This is a genomic window from Amycolatopsis jejuensis (genome assembly GCF_000717335.1).
GTDB classification, from domain to species: Bacteria; Actinomycetota; Actinomycetes; order Mycobacteriales; family Pseudonocardiaceae; genus Amycolatopsis; species Amycolatopsis jejuensis.
On the sequence record NZ_JNYZ01000007.1, the window covers coordinates 13,627 to 30,128 of the forward strand.

Genomic DNA, 16,502 nt, shown 5'->3' on the forward strand with positions numbered 1-16,502 from the left:
CTACCGCAGCTGTTCCACCCGCCGTTTCAACGCCGCGTTGAATGCCTCGAACCCCTCGTCGGCGCCTTTCGCGCCCTCGGCCGTCAGGCGGGCGATCAGGCCGCCGAAGTGTTCCCGGTGGGTGAATCTCGTGGTGCCGCCGGGGAGTTCGTGCAGTACGAACTCGTGGGTGCCGGTGAAAATCGCCGTGGGGAGCCAGGCGAAACCGGGGATCGTGGCGGCCCACGCGAGGCGGACGCCGGGGGTCGCTTCGAGGACAGGGACCCGGACGACGTACGGCTTCTCCCCGGGTGGGCCCTCGACGAGGCGCAGCCGGGCGCCCGGTTCGGCGCGGCCGTCGATGCGCTGGAGGTAGGCCGACCATTCCGGGTACCGCGGGAAGTCGGTGAGGACCGCCCAGATCTCTGCCGGGCCGGCGGCGATGTCGGTGACCGCTTCGATCGTGCGCATGGGCCCCTTGTACGTCGTTCCGTCCCGGCATGCCCGGCGCGCCGCGCGGATCCGGGACATTCGGGCAGCAAGATCGCCCTCGCCGGGAATTGCGTCCAGAATACCCGGTGACCTGCGGCGCAGCAATCAACCGCGGAGTGATCGGGTCAGTTCAGGCAGCACTGCCTTCCCGAAGAAGCACTGTTGCGAAGAGAACCTTGGCCGAACGGCAGCAGATCCGGTCATCATTCATCCGGAAACATTTCCACCAGAAAAGGAGAGACCGTGCACGCAACTTTCCGCCTTGCTGCCCGCAGTATCGTTCTCACCGGTGCCGTCGGCGCAGCCATCGCTCTCGGTTCGACCGGCGTCGCCCAAGCCGCCACCCCCGAGGTCTTCCAGCTCTGTTCCGGCGGAAACTTCGGATCCTTCGCCGAGTTTCCCGAGCGCAACGGATACTCGACCTTCATTGTGAATCCCGGAGAATGCCATTCGTTCAACTACGGTGGCAACCATCCGGAACGGGTCGACATCAAGACCGCCGACAGTCAGTACATCGGCTCTCTCACCTACGACGGCCGCAACGGGGTAAATGTGAAAACCGTCAACGGGCCCAGCTTCTACATATTCTGAGCCACCCCATTCAGCTTCACCTGAGAATACGAGTTCCCCTGCGGCGGGCGAAAGATTCTTCGCCCGCGGCAGGGGAACAATGCGGCAGGACTCAACGCAGCTCTGCCGTGATCACCTCCGCGGCCTGCTCCAGCCGGGCTCCGATCGCCGCGAGGTCGGCCGGGCCGGTCAGGTACACCACTGCCAGCGCGGCCGGCGGACGTCCCGGCACCGCCAGTGGTACCGCGATCGACGACAACCCCGAGATCACCTCGTCGTGACTCGTCTCGTATGCGGCCTTCTCCCCTCGCAGCTGCTGCTGGATCGCGCGGCCCGGGGCGCCGTCGGTGATCGGATGACGGCTCCCTGGGCGCTGCGCCACCGCCGCGGCGGCGTGCCGGGGCTCGACACTTGCCAGCGTCACCACGGAATCCTCGCCGTCCAGGATGGTGAGGAAAGCCGTCATCCCCAGTTCGTTCGCCAGGATGGTGAGCTCCGGCAACGCAGTCGACTGCAGGTCGCGCGAGACGTTGCGGGCCAGGGCGGCCAGCCGGGCACCCAGTTCCAGCTCGCCGTTCGCCCCCCGGACGACCAGGCCGTGGTCCTCCAGCGTGCGCACGATCCGGTAGGTGATCGAGCGGTGCAGCCCGAGCCGCGCCGCGAGTTCGCCGATCGACAGCGGCGTGCCGGCGTCCGCGAGCACCTCCAGCGCGGTGAGCCCGCGAGACAGCGTCTGGGACCCGGCCGCCTGCTTCACATCCGTCACGACCCGTTCCTCTCCCCGCGGGGTCTTGTGCACCCGAGCGCCTCACCTTAGCATCGGTGTACTCCATAATTGAACAGCTCGTTCGATTATAGAACAAGAGGTGAGTCTGTGCAGTTCCACCACCACGGCTACGTATCCGGTGAGCCGCGGGTCCTCCCGGCGGCCGGTACCGGCGTCGACCGGCCCGCGGAGCTGCCGGACGAGGTCGACGTGCTGATCGTCGGCACCGGACCGGCGGGCATGATCACCGCCGCGCAGCTGTCGCGGTACCCCGGGGTCACCACGCGCATCGTGGAACGCCGCGGCGGGCGGCTCGAGGTCGGGCAGGCCGACGGGATCCAGGCGCGCAGCGTCGAGACCTTCCAGGCGTTCGGTTTCGCGAACCGGATCATCGAAGAGGCGTACCGGATCACCACGATGTCGTTCTGGAAGCCGGATCCCGCCGACCCGGCGTGCATCGTGCGCTCCGCGCGGGTCCCCGACGACCCCACCGGGATCAGTGAGTTCCCGCACCTCATCGTGAACCAGGCCCGAGTGCAGGACTATTTCGCCGAGTACATGGCGAACTCGCCGAGTCGGATGGCGCCGGATTTCGGCCTGGAGTTCCGCGCCCTCACCATCGACGAAAGCTCCGAATATCCGGTCACCGTCACCCTGCGGCACACCACCGGGCCGCGCACCGGCGAAGACCGTACGGTACGGGCGAAGTACGTCGTCGGCTGCGACGGCGCACGCAGTGCCGTGCGCGAGGCGATCGGGCGGGAACTCGTCGGCGACCAGGCGCTGCATGCGTGGGGGGTAATGGACGTTCTGGCCGTCACCGATTTCCCCGACATCCGCACGAAATGCGCCATCCAATCGCACGACGGCGGCAATATCCTGTTGATCCCGCGCGAGGGCGGCGCGTTGTTCCGGATGTACGTCGATCTCGGCGAGGTCTCCCCCGACGACCACGGTGCCGTCCGCACCACCACGATCGACCAGATCATCGCGCGCGCCAACGCCATTCTGCATCCGTTCACTCTCGACGTCCGGAATGTGGCCTGGCACAGCGTGTACGAGGTCGGACATCGGCTCACCGACAAATTCGACGACGTTCCCGCCGGGGAATCCCGGCTCCCGCGGGTTTTCATCACCGGCGACGCCTGCCATACGCACAGCGCGAAAGCCGGGCAGGGCATGAACGTTTCGATGCAGGACGGGTTCAACCTCGGGTGGAAACTGGGGCACGTGCTCGACGGCCGAGGCCCGGCGTCCTTGCTCACCACGTATTCCGCGGAACGCCAGCTGATCGCGAAAAACCTCATCGACTTCGACAAGGAATGGTCGGCGCTGATGGCGACCCGGCCCGAGGATCGCGCCGACCCCGCGGAACTCGAGGAATTCTACGTGAAGACCTTCGAATTCCCGTCCGGGTTCATGACCTGCTACCAGCCGTCGGTGCTCATCGCCGAACCCGTGCACCAGCATCTCGCGACCGGGTTCCCGATCGGCAAACGCTTCAAGTCACCCGAGGTCACCCGGGTCTGCGACGCCAATCGGGTACACCTCGGCCACCACGCACAGGCCGACGGCCGGTGGCGCATCTACGTTTTCGCCCCGGCCGAACCGACCGCATTGGCGGAATTCGCGGACTGGCTCGCCACGGATTCACCGGTCACGCGCACCCCGAAAGACCTCGACGCCGACGCGTGGTTCGACGTCAAGGTGATCTATCCGGTGCCGTACGAGGAAATCGATCTCGGCCGGGTGCCGGAAGTGTTCCTCCCGCGCACCGGCCCGTTCCAGCTGATCGACTACGAAAAGGTGTACGCCGCGGCGGACATCGGTGAGACCCGCGGTGTTTCTCCGGACGGTGCGGTGGTCGTGGTGCGGCCGGACCAGTATGTCGCGAACGTCCTGCCGCTCACCGCGGCCACCGACCTCACCGCCTTCTTCGAACCGATCTTCGAAACCTAGAATTTCCGCGCGAACCGGGCGATGTCGCCGATCAGCGAATCGTAGACATCGCCCACGGCGGATTTGAAAATGCTGTCCGCGCCGTGCGTGAGACCGAGGTTGATCCGGCCGGTGGACGGTACGCCCGCCTCCTGGAGCTTGCGGTAAAACGCAATCCCCTCGTCGCGGAGCGGGTCCAGCTCGTTCACCGAAATCACGTGCGGCGGCAATCCCTGCAGGTCTTCCACAGTGGCGAAATACGGCCACGCCACCGGGTTCCGGCGTTCGGTGTCCTCCGGATCGTAAGCCGCGACAAACAAATCCATCCCGGCGGTGTTGAGGAACCACCCTTCGTTTTCCACCAGTGAAGGCAGTTCCGCAAGCTTCTCGGCTTCGCTCCAGCCGTACGCGCCGGAAATGTAGGGCACCATCGCGTACACCCCGGCGATACCGGACAGCCAGCCCTCGCGTTTGGCGGTCAACGCGGTCGCCAGGCACAGATTCGCCCCGCCCGATTCCCCTTGCAGTACCAGAGAACTCAGGCCCAGCTCGGCGCGATGCCCGGAAATCCACCGCACCGCGTCGCAGCAGTCGTGCAGACCGGTCGGGAACGGGCGGTGCTCGCCGTCCGGGCTGACCGCATTGCGGTAGTCCACAACGACCACGGTCAGCCCTTCCGCGGCCAGGTCCTCGCCCCACCGGACGTGGACTCCGTTGTCCGCGTTCAAGATCGTCATCCCGCCACCGTGCAGGTAGACGAGGCCCGGCAGGTCGCCCTCCGCCCCGGCCGGACGGAACATGCTGAGCTTGATCTCGTGCCCGTCGCGACCAGTGACGGTATGCGCGGTGCGAACGACGTCGTCGCGCGACGGCTCGGCCGCACACACAGCGGCGTACACCGCCTCGAAACCGTCGTGACTCGCCTTGGCGAACCCGACCACCGCGGCGAGCGGATCGGTGCGGCTCACCGGCGGCGCCGCGGCGGGCGCGGCCAGCCCGAGCCCGTCGAGTGCCGCGCGCAACGGGCGGGCGGCACGCGGATCAGTGCGGTATTCGGCAGCCGGATCACCGAGCCGGCCCGGCAGCGGAACGGCGGAGGCAGACATGCCCGCACCCTACGACCCGCCGCCGGTCGATGCAACAAACCCGGAAACTGTGCACGAAAGGTCAGTACTTCGGGAACCTGGCCCGGAACGCCTGCTGCGCCGGGTCCTGGAATTCACTGACCTCGCCGACCTCGCGGTGGTGCTTGGCGTAGAACTCCAGCTTGTCGCGGTCGATCTCCACGCCCAGCCCCGGACCGGCAGGCACCTTGACCCGGCCGTCGGCGAACCGGAACGGCTCGGTGATGATGTCGTCGGCCTGTTCCAGCAGGTGCGTGTCGATCGAGTGGCTGATCATCGTTTCCGCGGCGGCCACGTGGATGGCCGCGGCCGACGAGATCCCGAGTTCGCGGTCGCTGTGCAGGCTCATCCCGATGTTGAACGTCTCGCAGATCTTCGCCAGCTGCAGTACCGGGCTCACGCCGCCCCAGAAATGGATGTCGCCGAGGATGATGTCGAGCGCCTTTGCCCGTACGGTCAGCGGAAGCTGCTCGAAGGTCACCACCGCCATGTTCGTGGCCAGCGGCACCGGCGTGCGCTCGCGGACCCGGGCCATGCCCTCGATGCCCCACGTCGGGTCCTCGCAGAACTCCAGGTCGTAGTCCGCGAGCCGGTTCAGCACGCGGATGCTGGTGTCCACCGACCAGACCGCGTTCGGGTCGATCCGGATGCGGCGCAACCGGTCGCCCAGCTCGGACCGCATCAGCTCCACCGACTTGATCTCGGCTTCCGGCTCCAGCACACCGTTCTTGAACTTGATGTCGCGGAACCCGTACTCGTCGAACAGTTCCACGGCGTGCTCGACCGCGTTCTCCGGCCGGTCGCCGGTGCCGATCGAGCCGTCGGCGTCGTAGCGGTAGAAGACGTACGCGGCGAACTCGACGGCGTCGGTGTCGATGCCGCCCCACAGGTCACCGCAGCGTTTCCCGGTCGCCTTGCCGACCAGGTCCCAGCACGCCATCTCCACCGCGGACCCGGCCAGCTTCGCGGCGCCGACGAGCGCGAGCTGCTCACTGGTCATCCGGAAGATCGAGAACCGCCGGGTGATCCGCCAGACCTCCAGCGGGTCGACGCCGAGGTACAGGTCACGGTGCAGTTCGAGCGCGCGCACCACCTCGTCGCCGCCCCGGGTTTCGCCGATCCCGACCAGGCCCTCGTCGGTGATGAGCTCCACCACGGTGCGCGTGGTCGCGGTCTCCACGCCGAACGACCAGCGGACCGGCCGCTTCAGCGGGACGGTGACCGCGGTGGCCCGGATGTCGACGATCTTCATGCTTCTTCCTTCGTGCGGATCGGGGACCCGCCACTCAGCCGGCAAAACGGCGGAGCGGCAGGCCCGTGGTGGTGGTTTCGCAGCGGAACACCCCGCCTGCTGCGGGTTCCGTGCGGAGATCGGCTTCGGTCAGGTCCCAGCGTGCTGTCGTGATGTACAGCTGCGACCCGCCGAATGTGCAGGACGTGACGTACCGGGCGGGCACCTCGACGTGCCCGAGGATCTCGCCGTCCGGCCGGTACCGCAGCACCCGGCCGGACCCCCAGACGGCCACCCAGAGGTTGCCCTCGACGTCGACGGTGAGCCCGTCCGGGATGCCGAGGTCCACAGTGATCGTGTGCTGCGGCGAGCCGACTGCACCGGTGCGCACGTCGTAGCCGTACGCGGTGATCTCGTGCGCCAAGGAATCGACGTGGTACATCGTGTCCCCGGCCGGGTTCCACGCGAGGCCGTTGGACATCCCGATACCGTCGAGCAGCGTCGTGACCCTGCCGTCCGGTTCGACCTGGTGCAGCCGCCCGGGCTGCGATCCGGCGTCCCACGGCGTCGTACCGCACAGCAGGCGTCCGGCCGGATCGCACGCACCGTCGTTCACGCGCATCACCGACCAGTCCTCCGGCAGGTCGACTGTCCATTCCGGACTCCCGTGGTCGTCGATCCACCAGACCCCGCCGGGCCCGGCGGTGATGAACCCGCCGTCCGTGCGGAGTTCGGCGAATCCCGTTGCCCGGCCGAGGTCGAGCCGGTGCGGCTCGGCGCCGTCGGTCACTGTCCACAGTGCACCGGCTTCGAGGTCGACCCAGTGCAGCCGCCCGCCGTCCCAGCGGGGGCTCTCGGCGAGGTGACAGCGGCTGTCGACGAAAAGCATTGCCGTCAAAGGACCCGGTAGGCGCGGAACGCTTCGGTCACCGGCGTTCCCCCGGCGACCGCCTCGCGGAACTGCCGCTCCCCCGCGCGCTTTTCGCGCACCGCAGCGAGAACGTCGTGCTCCAGTTCGGCCGGGACAATGCATACGCCGTCCGCGTCGCCGACCACCAGGTCACCGGGATTGATCGTCACGCCATCGACGGTCACCGGCACGAGTTCCTCGACGACGTCCACGCGGCCCTTGCTGTCATACGGCGTCGCCCCTCGGCTGAACACCGGGAATTCCAGCTCCAGCACGCGATTCACGTCACGGATCAGCCCGTCGGTGAGCGCACCCGCGACGCCCTGCGACACGCACGCCGTGGTCACCAGCTCGCCCCACACGCCAGCGGCGTCGGAGCGATCGGTGAAGAACACGAACACCGCGCCGGGCGGCGTGTGGTCGAGGGCGGCGAGCAGACCTTCGTACGGCCGTTCCGGCGCGATGTCCTCCGCGGGCACCGCGCGCACCGTGTGCGCCCGCCCGACGAGCCGCTGGGACATGCTCAGCGGCCGGATGTCCGGCCCGAGGCACTGGTGCCGCCGGCCGAGCGCGTCGAGCGCGTCCGAGGCGAGCGCGCTGGTGAGCAGGTCCCAGTCGGGCTGCACCGCGGCGGAACCGTTGGTGGTGGCCGGGCTGCTGAGGTTCGGCATGGTCTCTCCTGGGTCACGCGGCGCTGAAGGTGAGCCGCATCTGGTTGGTGTAGACCTCACCCGGCCGCAGCACTGGGGACGGGAAGTGCGGGAAGTTGACGTCGTCGGGGAATCCGGTGGTTTCCAGCGTCACCCCGGCGAACGCGGGGTACGTGCCACCGCCCTTCGCCGGTTCGCCGTCGAGGTACCCGCCGACGTAAATGCACACCCCCGGCTGGTCGGTGGCCAGTTCGAGACGGCGGCCGCTCGCCGGGTCGGTGAGCGAGCCGACGACGCGCATCCCCGAGCCGTCGAGCACCCAGATGTCGTCGTACCCCGCAGAACCGGCCGAAACCCGGCCCGCGCCGGAGTTCTCGATGAGCGCGTTGTCCTGGCCGAAGGTCTTGGGCTTGCGGAAGTCGTACGGATTGCCTTCCACCGGCCGGACTTCACCGTGCGGGAGCAGTTCCGCGTCCACCGGGATGTAGTGCGACGAGTTGAGCTGCAGCACGTGGTCGAGGATCGTGCCGGAGTCGTGGCCGCTGAGGTTCCAGTACGAGTGGTGCACGAGCCGCACGATGGTCGGCTGGTCGGTGGTGGCACTCATGGTGATGCCGAGGCTCGGGCCGTCCAGCCGGTACGTCACCTTCGTGGCAAGGCTGCCGGGGAAACCTTCCTCGCCGTCGCCGGAGAGCCGGTAGAACGTAACGGCTTCCTCGTCGTCATGCACGACGGTGCTCCACGCGTACTGGTCGAACCCGCGGGTACCGCCGTGCAGGTGATTGGCGCCCTCGTTGGTGGCGAGCTGATATTCCTTGCCGTCCAAGGTGAACCGGCCGCGGGCGATGCGCCCGGCGTACCGGCCGGCGGTGGCGCCCAGGTAACTGCGGTCGTCGAACATCTCCTTGAACGACGGCCGTCCGAGCACCACGTCGGCGCGAGTGCCGTTGCGATCGGGGACGTGCAGTTCCAGCAGCCGCGCCCCGATGTCGGTGACCACCGCCTTCGTGTGCTCGTTCTCGAGGGTGACGACGCGTACCGGGAACCCGTCCATGGTGCGTTCGGTCTGCCGGGACATCTCGCAGTTCTCCTTTCGGTGGGGGTCAGCGGGAGCTGAGCCGGTCGACCACCCGGGCCAGCGCCGGGTTCCGGCCCGCGGCCGCGCCGAGGCGGCGCAGCGCGGGGTTGGCCATCAGCCGCTCGACGAGCGGCGTGCGCAGTTTCCGGTGCTCCTCGGTGAGCCCGGAACTGCCGAACTTGTCCTCCAGCACGGCATGCGCCGCGTTGTGCCCGGGCGAACCCATCACTCCGCCGCCGGGATGCGTGCCCGCGCCGCACAGGTACAGGCCGCGCAGCGGGGCCCGGTAACCACCCGCGCCGGGTACCGGACGCGCGTCGAACAGCTGGCCCAGCGTCATGGCACCGTGGAAGATGTTCGCGCCGGACAGCCCGAAGGTGCGCTCGTAGTCCAGCGGCGTCCAGGTTTTCGAGTGCAGGATGGAATTGCCGATGCCCGGCGAGTACGTCTCCAGCACCGCGAGCACGCGCTTCTCCAGGTCCGGTTTCGCGGTGTCCCAATCGGATCCGTCGAGGTCGAACGGGACCTGCTGGATGCCGGTGGAGAGAATGTGCTTGCCTGCCGGGGCCAGCGAATCGTCCAGCACGGTCTGGATGATGAACTCGATCGGGAAATCGTCGGCCATCCGCCCGTGTGCCTGGTCCTCCCCGGCCCGGGTGAACAGGTCGACGTCCGCACCCAGCAGCGTGAGCCCGCGGTGCTCGGGACCTTCGCCCTTGCGGCCGACGAACTCCGGCAGCCGGTCGAGCGCGAAGTACGACCGGGCCATGCAGCCGCGCACGTCGTAGGCCCGCATCCGCTCCAGCAGGTCGGCAGGCAGGTCTTTTTCGTCGGTGAGCCGGAGATACGTCGTCCGCGGGTCTGCATTGGACAGTACGACGTCGCTGGTGATCTCCTCGCCGGACGCGAGGACCACGCCGGTCGCGCGGCCACCGCGTGAAGTGATCCGGGCGACCTCGGCGTCCACGCTCACCTCCGCACCCCGTGCTTTCGCCCGGTCGGCCAGCGCGTTGGCGATGGAACCCATGCCACCACGGGGAAACGCGAACTGTCCCATATGGCCGTCGTATTCACCGATCGCGTGGTGGCCGTAGACATAAGCCCAGCCCGGCGTGGTCGGGCCGCCGTACACGCTCACCGTGCCGGTGAAGGCGAGCAGGCCCTTCACGATGTCGGAGGTGAAGTAGCGGTCGATGATTTCCTTGATGCTGAGGGTGAAGAAGTCGGTGAACACCTCCGGCACCCCGGCCCGGTGGAACGCCTCGACGACCTCGGCGAGACTCGGCGGCCGCGTGGTGAGCAGGAACGGAGTGATCACCCGGTACAGCTTCTGCAGTGCCAGCCCGAAGGCGAGAAACCCTTCGCTCTCGCCCTTTTTCACCCGTTCCAGGTCGCGCAGGGTCGCGCCGAGGTCGTTGTACATCGTGACGGTCCGCCCGTCGCGCCACACGTTCGTGGAGCCGACGCCGCCCTGCAGGAACTGCAGGCCCCACTCGCCGAGCCGCAGGTCGGCGAGGATCTTCGGGTGCAGCAGCCCGGACAGGTACGACGCAGTCGACGCGCGGTAGCCCGGCCACACCTCCTCGGTCACCGTCGCGCCGCCGATGAGCTCGCGGCGTTCCAGCACCCGGACCTTCAGGCCCGCGTCGGCGAGGTAGTTCGCGGCGATCAGGCCGTTGTGGCCGGACCCGATGACGACTGCGTCGTAGTGGGGCATCTGCTCAATCCTGCTCGATTGCGAACGGACAGTGGGATTCAGGACGAGGCGGCGGGGGCTTTGCCGCGGGCGGTGAAGTACAGGATCACCCCGATCACGACGATCCCGAGGGTGCCGAAGCCGACCTTGACCGGGTCCTGGTACACGAGGAAGCCGACCAGCGCCAGCGACCAGATCGTGGCCAGCCCGTACCAGAACGGCCCGCCGCGCAGCCGGAAAGCCCGTTCCGGCAACCCGTTCTTCAGCCGCGAGCGCAATCCGACCGCCACCGCGACCGCGTACGACAGCGCCCAGGTGACCGCGAGGATCGCGGCGAGCACGTTGAACACCGCCGTGTAGAGGATGAAGAGGAACGCGATCACGCCGGAGATCAGCACCCCGTTCACCGGGACGTGGTCCTTGCTCAGCTTGCGCAGGAAGCGCGACCCGGCGAAGGCGCCGTCGCGGCCCTGTGCCCACAGCACCCGCGCACCGGCCAGCTGCACCACCATGCCGTTGACGAACAACGCCAGCACCGCGAGTACCTCGATCGTGGTGGCGACCGGCGTACCCAGGATCGGCGCGAGGATGAACTTCACCGGCGACGCCGAGTTGAGCGTGCCGTCCACCGACGAGATGCCGAGCATCAGCACGAACAGCACGAGGCTGCCGATGACGAGCGTGACGATGTTCGCGCTCACCGCCATCACCGGGACCGACCGCGACGCGTTGTGCGTCTCCTCCCCCGCGGTCCCGCTGACGTCGAAGCCGGACACGATGAACGCGCTCAGCAGGCAGGAGAAGATGAGCGGCAGCACCACGGAACCGTTGACCACCCCGGCGTCGGTGAAGAGGAAGCTCAGCGGCTGGTGCGGTTTGCCGAAGACGAAGAACGCGGCGAGGCAGCCGATGATGATCGTGCCGCTCGCGAGCAGCTCGGCCACCACCCCGAAGTTGTTCAGCAGCGCCACGAGCTTCACCCGCAGCAGGTTCAGCAGCGTGGTCGCGAGGATGATCAGGCCGGACATGCCGACGGTTTCCCAGTGCGACAGGTTCTCGATGCCGAACCAGTTGCAGATCAGCGGCGTGAGCCCGACCGCGCCGAGCCCGACCGACGCGAAGTGCGCGATCTGGATCATCCAGCCGACCTGCCAGCCGAGGAACTTGCCTGCCTGCCGCGTGACCACCTGGTAGACCCCGCCGGCGAGCGGGTAGGCCGAGCACAGTTCGGCAATGCAGAACGCGACGACGACCTGGAGCGCGGTCGCGCCGGCGAACGTCCAGAGCGACAGCGGGCCGACCTGGCCGAAGCCGACGAGGAAGGCGACGACGATCGCGCCGGAGAAGCAGACCGTGGAGAACTGGAGGGCGAAGCTGGAGAGACTGCCCAGCGCACGGCGCAGCTCCGGCTGGTAACCCAGAGACCGGAGCTGGGCGTCGTCGTCGCCGGACGGAGTGCGTTCGCCGGAAGCGGGGGGTGACTGCAGATCTTCTGTCATGACCGTTACCGCCGCAGGTGAGGGAGACAAGGGAGCCGGGCGGGAACCCGGCGGGGTGCACAGACGGTAGGCATGTCTCACGAAGTGAGTCAACAATGTCGCACACAGCGAGGCATCGGAGTGACAATGGCCAGGTCAACGCGCTCTTGCGTCTCAATCGGCGGCTTCCCGGGAGGGCGGTCGTGGTGCTCAAGCGCTGTGCCGGTCGCCGTCCTGGCCGGGGGTCCACGACCGCACCCGGCCGTGCAGCTGGAACGAGATCTGGTCACACCATTTGCGCACCGAACGGCCGAGTGGCGCACGGGCGTCCGGCGGCAGCCGGGCCGCGGCCGACGACACCGAGATCGCCGCGACCGGCGTCCCGTCACGGCCGAGAATCGGGGCGCCGACGCAGATCCCGCCCAGTTCGGACTCCTCCTCGTCGAGTGCCCAGCCCTGCCTCCGGGCGGCTTCGACCCGGGGTTTCAGCGCCTCGGTGGTACGCCGGGTGTGTGCGGTGTGCGCGGGGAACGGCTCGAGTGGGAGGAACTGCGCCCAGCGGTCCGGCGGCAGCGCGGACAGCACCGCCTTGCCGACGGCGGTGCAGTGGATCGGCACGGATTCCCCCACCGTGGTGGCGAACCGGAGCGCGTACGCGCCGTCGAAGGACGCTGCCCACACCAGCCGGTTGCGCTGCACCACGGCCAGGTTCACGGTTTCCCGGCTCGTACTGCGCAGCTCGGCCATCGCGGGCGCGGCCAGCTGCATGATGGACGTGGCATCGAAGCCCGCGGCCAGTTCGGTGACCGCAGGCCCGAGCCGCCACAGCCGCTCGTCGCGCACGTGCTCGACGTACCCGCGGCTCTGCAGCGAGCCGAGGATGCGGTGCGCGGTCGCCCTGGACACCCCGAGGTCTTCCATCACGTCGCCGACGCGGGAGTCTCCCCGCGCGGCGAGGAGCTCCAGGACATCCAGTCCGCGGTTCAGCGCATCGGACATCTGCCGCACCTCCTCGTCCAGCCTGCACTCAAGGTACCCGCCGGATCGCGGTTGTCGAGCCGGTCTGCGCGGGCGAAAGTTTTCCGTGGCACGGCGGTCATTCCGGCGCCGTGACGGCCTCGTGCACCAGCTCCAGCACGTGCCGGTACGGGCGGCCGGTGCTGCGGGTCAGGCCGATCTCGCAGGTGCGGTTCAGGGACGCGTACGCGGTGGTGGGATGCGCGGTCACCTCGGCGGCTTCGGCAGCGGTGGCCGACGCCGTGAGCTCCGGGTGCAGCATGCCACGGTCGCCCGCGAAACCGCAGCAGCCCCAGTCGTCCGGCACCCGGACCTCGTCGGCGATCGCGTTGGCGATGGCAGCGAGGTCGGCATCGAGTCCCAACCGGACGGACGAGCAGGTGGGATGGAGGGTCAGCGACGGCAGCCGGTGCCGGATCTCCAGGTGGGGCAACAGGTTCTCGCGCGTGAAGCGGACGGCGTCGATGACCGGCACCATCTCCGACAAGCCTTCGGTGCACGACGACGCGTCGATGACGACCGGCAGCGCGCCGTCTTCAGATGCTTCGCGCACTGCGGGTACCACTCGTCGCTTCATTTCCGCGTAACCGCGCAGCTGTCCCTTCGATTTCCACGGCGTCCCGCAACAGAGCGACGCGACGGCCGTTGGGGTGCGGACCTTCAGCCCGGCTTGTGCGCACAGAGCCAGGAATGCCTCCGCGGCCCCGCCGAACATCGAACCGACGCAGGACGGCAGGAAGACCAGGTCGGCGTCGGCCGCGGTCAGATCGCGCCGGGGTGGCCCGCCCCGCGGGAGGTCGGCTGTCCACAAAGGAACGGCCTCGGACGCTCGCCGGGCCAGTTTGGTCGTGGCTTCCGGGATTGTGGGTGGGACGCTCTGCGCGACGTCGAGGGCGAACGCGGCGGTGCGCGTGACGGCCTTCCAGTGCCGGGCCGCGGTGGTCCACAGCCGGGAGGACCCTTCTTCGGCCCGCAGCCGTTTGACCAGCTGGCCGGTGTCGATCAGGACCGGGCAGGCGGTCTGGCACATCCCGTCGGCGGCGCAGGTCTGGACGCCGTCGTAGGTGTACTCGGCGTTGAGCCGCGCAGCCAGGGCCGGGTCGTTCTGCTCGGCGCGCGCGATCTCGCGGCGGAGGACGATCCGCTGGCGCGGCGTCAGCGTCAAGTCGCGGCTCGGGCACACCGGTTCGCAGTACCCGCATTCGACGCACCGGTCGGCTTCTTCCTCCACCGGCGGGTTCGTCTTGAGGTGGCGGACGTGCGCGCCGGGATCGGCGGTGAGGACGACGTCGGCGTTCAGCACCCCGGCCGGGTCGAGCAGCCGTTTCACCTCGACCATCACGTCGTACAGCTCGTCGCCGTACTGCCGCCGCACGAACGGCGCCATGATCCGGCCGGTGCCGTGCTCGGCTTTCAACGTGCCGCCCGCGTCGAGGACGAGCTGCACCATCTCCTCGGTGAAGCGTTCGTAACGCGTGGTTTCGTCGAGCGTTTCGTTGAGCAGGAAGTGGATGTTCCCGTCTTTGGCGTGACCGAATATCACGCTTTCGTGGTAGTCGTGGGCGTCGAACAGCCGGATCAGGTCCGTACAGGTACCCGCGAGTGCCTCGACCGGTACCGCGATGTCTTCCAGCAGCGCAGTGGTTCCGGCCGGGCGATTGCCCGCGACGGCGGCGTACAGGCCTTTGCGGATCTGCCAGAGTGCTGCCCGCGCCGAGGCGTCGGTGGTCAGGGAAACCGGTCCGGCCGCTACTGGCGCGCCGGCTTCGACGCGCGCTGCCAGCTCGTCGGGAGTGCTTTCCTGGTACTCGACCAGCAACGCGGCATGCCGGTCGACCTGCGCGGCGCGGAGGGTCGCGTCTGCTCGGGGGTCTTGTTGCGCGACCCGGAGCGAGGCAGCGTCCATCAGCTCGATCGTCCGGAGTCCGGTGCTGATCAGTTCGGGGAGCGCTTCCGTTGCGTGGTAAAGGTCTTCGAAGAGCAGGAGGCCGGTGGCGCGGTGCGGGTGCAGCGGGACCGTGCGGAAGGTGGCGCTCGCGACGAATGCCAGCGTCCCCTCGCTGCCCACCACCAGCCGGAGCAGGATTTCGGCCGGGTCGTCGTGGTCGAGGAACGCGTTCACGCCGTAGCCCATGGTGTTCTTGAGCGCGAACAACCGCCGGATCGTGGCCACCGAACGGGGATCCGCCCGGACCCGGTCGCGCAACCGCAGCAATCCGGCGGCGAGCTCCGGATGCGCGAGCGGGCGCGCGGTGTCCACCACTGCGCCCGACGGCAGCACCAGGACGGCCGATTCCAAGGTGCGGTATGTGTTCTGCTCGGTTCCGCAAGCCATCCCGCTTGAGTTGTTCGCGACCACACCGCCGATCGTGCAGGCCGCTTCGCTCGCCGGGTCCGGGCCGAGTTTTCGGCCGTACCGCGCCAGCCGCGTGTTGACCGCCCGCACCGTGACACCCGGGCCGACCCGGACCCGCTGCCCGTCGTCCAGCACCTCGAGCCCGGTGAACCGGCGCCGCGTGTCGACCAGCAGGTGCGCGGACCCGGCTTGCCCGCTCAGGCTCGTGCCGCCGGACCGGAAGGTGAGCGGCACCCCGTGTGCCGTCGCGGCCCGGAGCAGGGCCGAGACCTCGCCGGCGGACCGCGGTGTGACGATCGCGTCCGGGATGAGCAGGTAGTGCGACGCGTCATGGGCCAGCGCGAACCGGTCCGTCTCGCGGACGCTCACGCCGCCCGGTACCGCCTCCTCGACCGCGGCGAGCGTCGTGGCGTCCAATTCCGGCTCCTCAGTAGACGCGGGCGAGCAGGCCGCCGTCGACGACCAGGTCGGTCCCGGTGATGTACGCCGATTCGTCCGACGCCAGGAACAACGCGGCGTTCGCGACGTCACGGGGGTCGGCGAAGCGGCGCATGGGATAGCGGTCGGTGATCTCGGCGCGGGCCGCCGCGGGGTCGTCCTGGAAGGCGAAAAACTCCGCCACCATGGGGGTTTCCACGTCTCCCGGGCAAATCGCGTTCACCCGGATGCGCTCCGGGCCGTGCGCGGTGGCGAGCGAACGGCACAGCGCCCGGAGGCCGCCCTTCATCGCGCCGTACGCGGGCAGATCCGGGTCGCCCACGAGGCCGAGCACGGACGCGGTGACGATCAGCGAACCGCCGCCGCGCTCGCGCAACGCCGGGATGGCGTGCCGGAAACCGCTCGCGGCGCCGTAGAGGTTGGTGGCGAACATCCGCTGCCAGTCGTCGGCCGTCGCACCCTCCAGCCCACCCATGATCTGCACGGCCGCGTTGGCGTGGAACACGTCCAGGCCGCCGAACCGCTCCCGGGCCGCCGCGACGAGCGCCGCGTTGCCCTCGTCGGTGGACACGTCCGCGGCCACGCCCGCGATCTCGCCGGGCAGCTCGTCCGCCAGCGCCCGCACCCGCTCCGGGTCACGATCCGCGGCGACCACCGCGCAGCCCTCCTCCGCGAGCCGACGGCAGACCGCCGCACCGATCCCGCCCGCGGCGCCCGTCACGACGGCCACCTTTCCCGCAAGCCTCATGCCGTGTCCTTCCGATTATCGGAACGGTGGT

The 16,502-nt window shown here is 68.9% G+C and carries 14 protein-coding genes; 2 read left to right on the forward strand and 12 right to left on the reverse strand.

Annotated features, from left to right (window positions below):
• The gene (locus tag OO71_RS10150) at positions 1 to 450 is read right to left on the reverse strand and encodes an SRPBCC domain-containing protein (RefSeq protein WP_051791409.1); all 450 of its coding nucleotides are present in this window, start codon (positions 448 to 450) and stop codon (positions 1 to 3) included.
• Between the two features lie 264 nt (positions 451 to 714).
• On the opposite strand from OO71_RS10150, the gene OO71_RS10155 reads away from it, so the two are divergent.
• Positions 715 to 1,062: a hypothetical protein gene (locus OO71_RS10155; RefSeq protein ID WP_033289450.1), complete on the forward strand. Its 348-nt coding sequence runs from the start codon at positions 715 to 717 to the stop codon at positions 1,060 to 1,062.
• A 91-nt stretch (positions 1,063 to 1,153) separates the two neighbouring features.
• On the opposite strand, the gene OO71_RS10160 is transcribed toward OO71_RS10155, so the two are convergent.
• Entirely contained in the window at positions 1,154 to 1,807 is a 654-nt protein-coding gene (locus tag OO71_RS10160) for an IclR family transcriptional regulator (RefSeq protein ID WP_051791410.1), read from the reverse strand.
• Between the two features lie 108 nt (positions 1,808 to 1,915).
• On the opposite strand from OO71_RS10160, the gene OO71_RS10165 reads away from it, so the two are divergent.
• Positions 1,916 to 3,766: an FAD-binding monooxygenase gene (locus OO71_RS10165; RefSeq protein ID WP_033289451.1), complete on the forward strand. Its 1,851-nt coding sequence runs from the start codon at positions 1,916 to 1,918 to the stop codon at positions 3,764 to 3,766.
• Here OO71_RS10165 and OO71_RS10170 read toward each other — a convergent pair.
• From OO71_RS10170 to OO71_RS10215, 10 genes are all read right to left on the reverse strand, one after another.
• Complete coding sequence (locus tag OO71_RS10170) at positions 3,763 to 4,851, reverse strand: alpha/beta hydrolase fold domain-containing protein (RefSeq protein WP_033289452.1); 1,089 nt, start codon at positions 4,849 to 4,851, stop codon at positions 3,763 to 3,765. The two genes, OO71_RS10165 and OO71_RS10170, sit on opposite strands and share 4 nt — an antisense overlap.
• Before the next feature lie 61 nt (positions 4,852 to 4,912).
• Positions 4,913 to 6,121 (reverse strand): enolase C-terminal domain-like protein, encoded by a 1,209-nt coding sequence (locus OO71_RS10175; protein WP_051791411.1) that lies wholly within the window; start codon positions 6,119 to 6,121, stop codon positions 4,913 to 4,915.
• A 34-nt stretch (positions 6,122 to 6,155) separates the two neighbouring features.
• Complete coding sequence (locus OO71_RS10180; RefSeq protein ID WP_051791412.1) at positions 6,156 to 6,989, reverse strand: SMP-30/gluconolactonase/LRE family protein; 834 nt, start codon at positions 6,987 to 6,989, stop codon at positions 6,156 to 6,158.
• A gap of 5 nt (positions 6,990 to 6,994) precedes the next feature.
• A complete protein-coding gene (locus tag OO71_RS10185; protein ID WP_084144848.1) occupies positions 6,995 to 7,681 on the reverse strand; it encodes an RraA family protein in 687 nt (228 codons plus the stop codon).
• A 13-nt stretch (positions 7,682 to 7,694) separates the two neighbouring features.
• A complete protein-coding gene (locus OO71_RS10190) occupies positions 7,695 to 8,738 on the reverse strand; it encodes an aldose epimerase family protein (RefSeq protein ID WP_033289453.1) in 1,044 nt (347 codons plus the stop codon).
• Between the two features lie 25 nt (positions 8,739 to 8,763).
• Positions 8,764 to 10,455, reverse strand: a complete 1,692-nt coding sequence (locus OO71_RS10195) for a phytoene desaturase family protein (RefSeq protein ID WP_051791413.1) — start codon at positions 10,453 to 10,455, stop codon at positions 8,764 to 8,766.
• A 38-nt stretch (positions 10,456 to 10,493) separates the two neighbouring features.
• Complete coding sequence (locus OO71_RS10200) at positions 10,494 to 11,933, reverse strand: APC family permease (RefSeq protein ID WP_051791414.1); 1,440 nt, start codon at positions 11,931 to 11,933, stop codon at positions 10,494 to 10,496.
• Positions 11,934 to 12,122: 189 nt separating this feature from the next.
• Positions 12,123 to 12,911 carry an IclR family transcriptional regulator gene (locus OO71_RS10205; RefSeq protein WP_033289454.1) on the reverse strand — a complete coding sequence of 263 codons (789 nt, stop codon included), beginning with the start codon at positions 12,909 to 12,911 and terminating at the stop codon, positions 12,123 to 12,125.
• 97 nt (positions 12,912 to 13,008) lie between these two features.
• Complete coding sequence (locus tag OO71_RS10210) at positions 13,009 to 15,702, reverse strand: FAD-binding and (Fe-S)-binding domain-containing protein (protein WP_033289455.1); 2,694 nt, start codon at positions 15,700 to 15,702, stop codon at positions 13,009 to 13,011.
• Positions 15,703 to 15,712: 10 nt separating this feature from the next.
• The gene (locus tag OO71_RS10215; RefSeq protein WP_033289456.1) at positions 15,713 to 16,471 is read right to left on the reverse strand and encodes an SDR family NAD(P)-dependent oxidoreductase; all 759 of its coding nucleotides are present in this window, start codon (positions 16,469 to 16,471) and stop codon (positions 15,713 to 15,715) included.
• Positions 16,472 to 16,502: the final 31 nt, after the last annotated feature.

Bases quoted from the DNA above. Each gene is read 5' to 3' on its own strand.
- OO71_RS10215 (WP_033289456.1), bottom strand. From the start codon at position 16,471: ATGAGGCTTGCGGGAAAGGTGGCCGTCGTGACGGGCGCCGCGGGCGGG.
- OO71_RS10185 (WP_084144848.1), bottom strand. From the start codon at position 7,681: ATGCCGAACCTCAGCAGCCCGGCCACCACCAACGGTTCCGCCGCGGTG.
- OO71_RS10200 (WP_051791414.1), bottom strand. From the start codon at position 11,933: ATGACAGAAGATCTGCAGTCACCCCCCGCTTCCGGCGAACGCACTCCG.
- OO71_RS10180 (WP_051791412.1), bottom strand. From the start codon at position 6,989: ATGCTTTTCGTCGACAGCCGCTGTCACCTCGCCGAGAGCCCCCGCTGG.
- OO71_RS10150 (WP_051791409.1), bottom strand. From the start codon at position 450: ATGCGCACGATCGAAGCGGTCACCGACATCGCCGCCGGCCCGGCAGAG.
- OO71_RS10175 (WP_051791411.1), bottom strand. From the start codon at position 6,121: ATGAAGATCGTCGACATCCGGGCCACCGCGGTCACCGTCCCGCTGAAG.
- OO71_RS10205 (WP_033289454.1), bottom strand. From the start codon at position 12,911: ATGTCCGATGCGCTGAACCGCGGACTGGATGTCCTGGAGCTCCTCGCC.
- OO71_RS10170 (WP_033289452.1), bottom strand. From the start codon at position 4,851: ATGTCTGCCTCCGCCGTTCCGCTGCCGGGCCGGCTCGGTGATCCGGCT.
- OO71_RS10195 (WP_051791413.1), bottom strand. From the start codon at position 10,455: ATGCCCCACTACGACGCAGTCGTCATCGGGTCCGGCCACAACGGCCTG.
- OO71_RS10190 (WP_033289453.1), bottom strand. From the start codon at position 8,738: ATGTCCCGGCAGACCGAACGCACCATGGACGGGTTCCCGGTACGCGTC.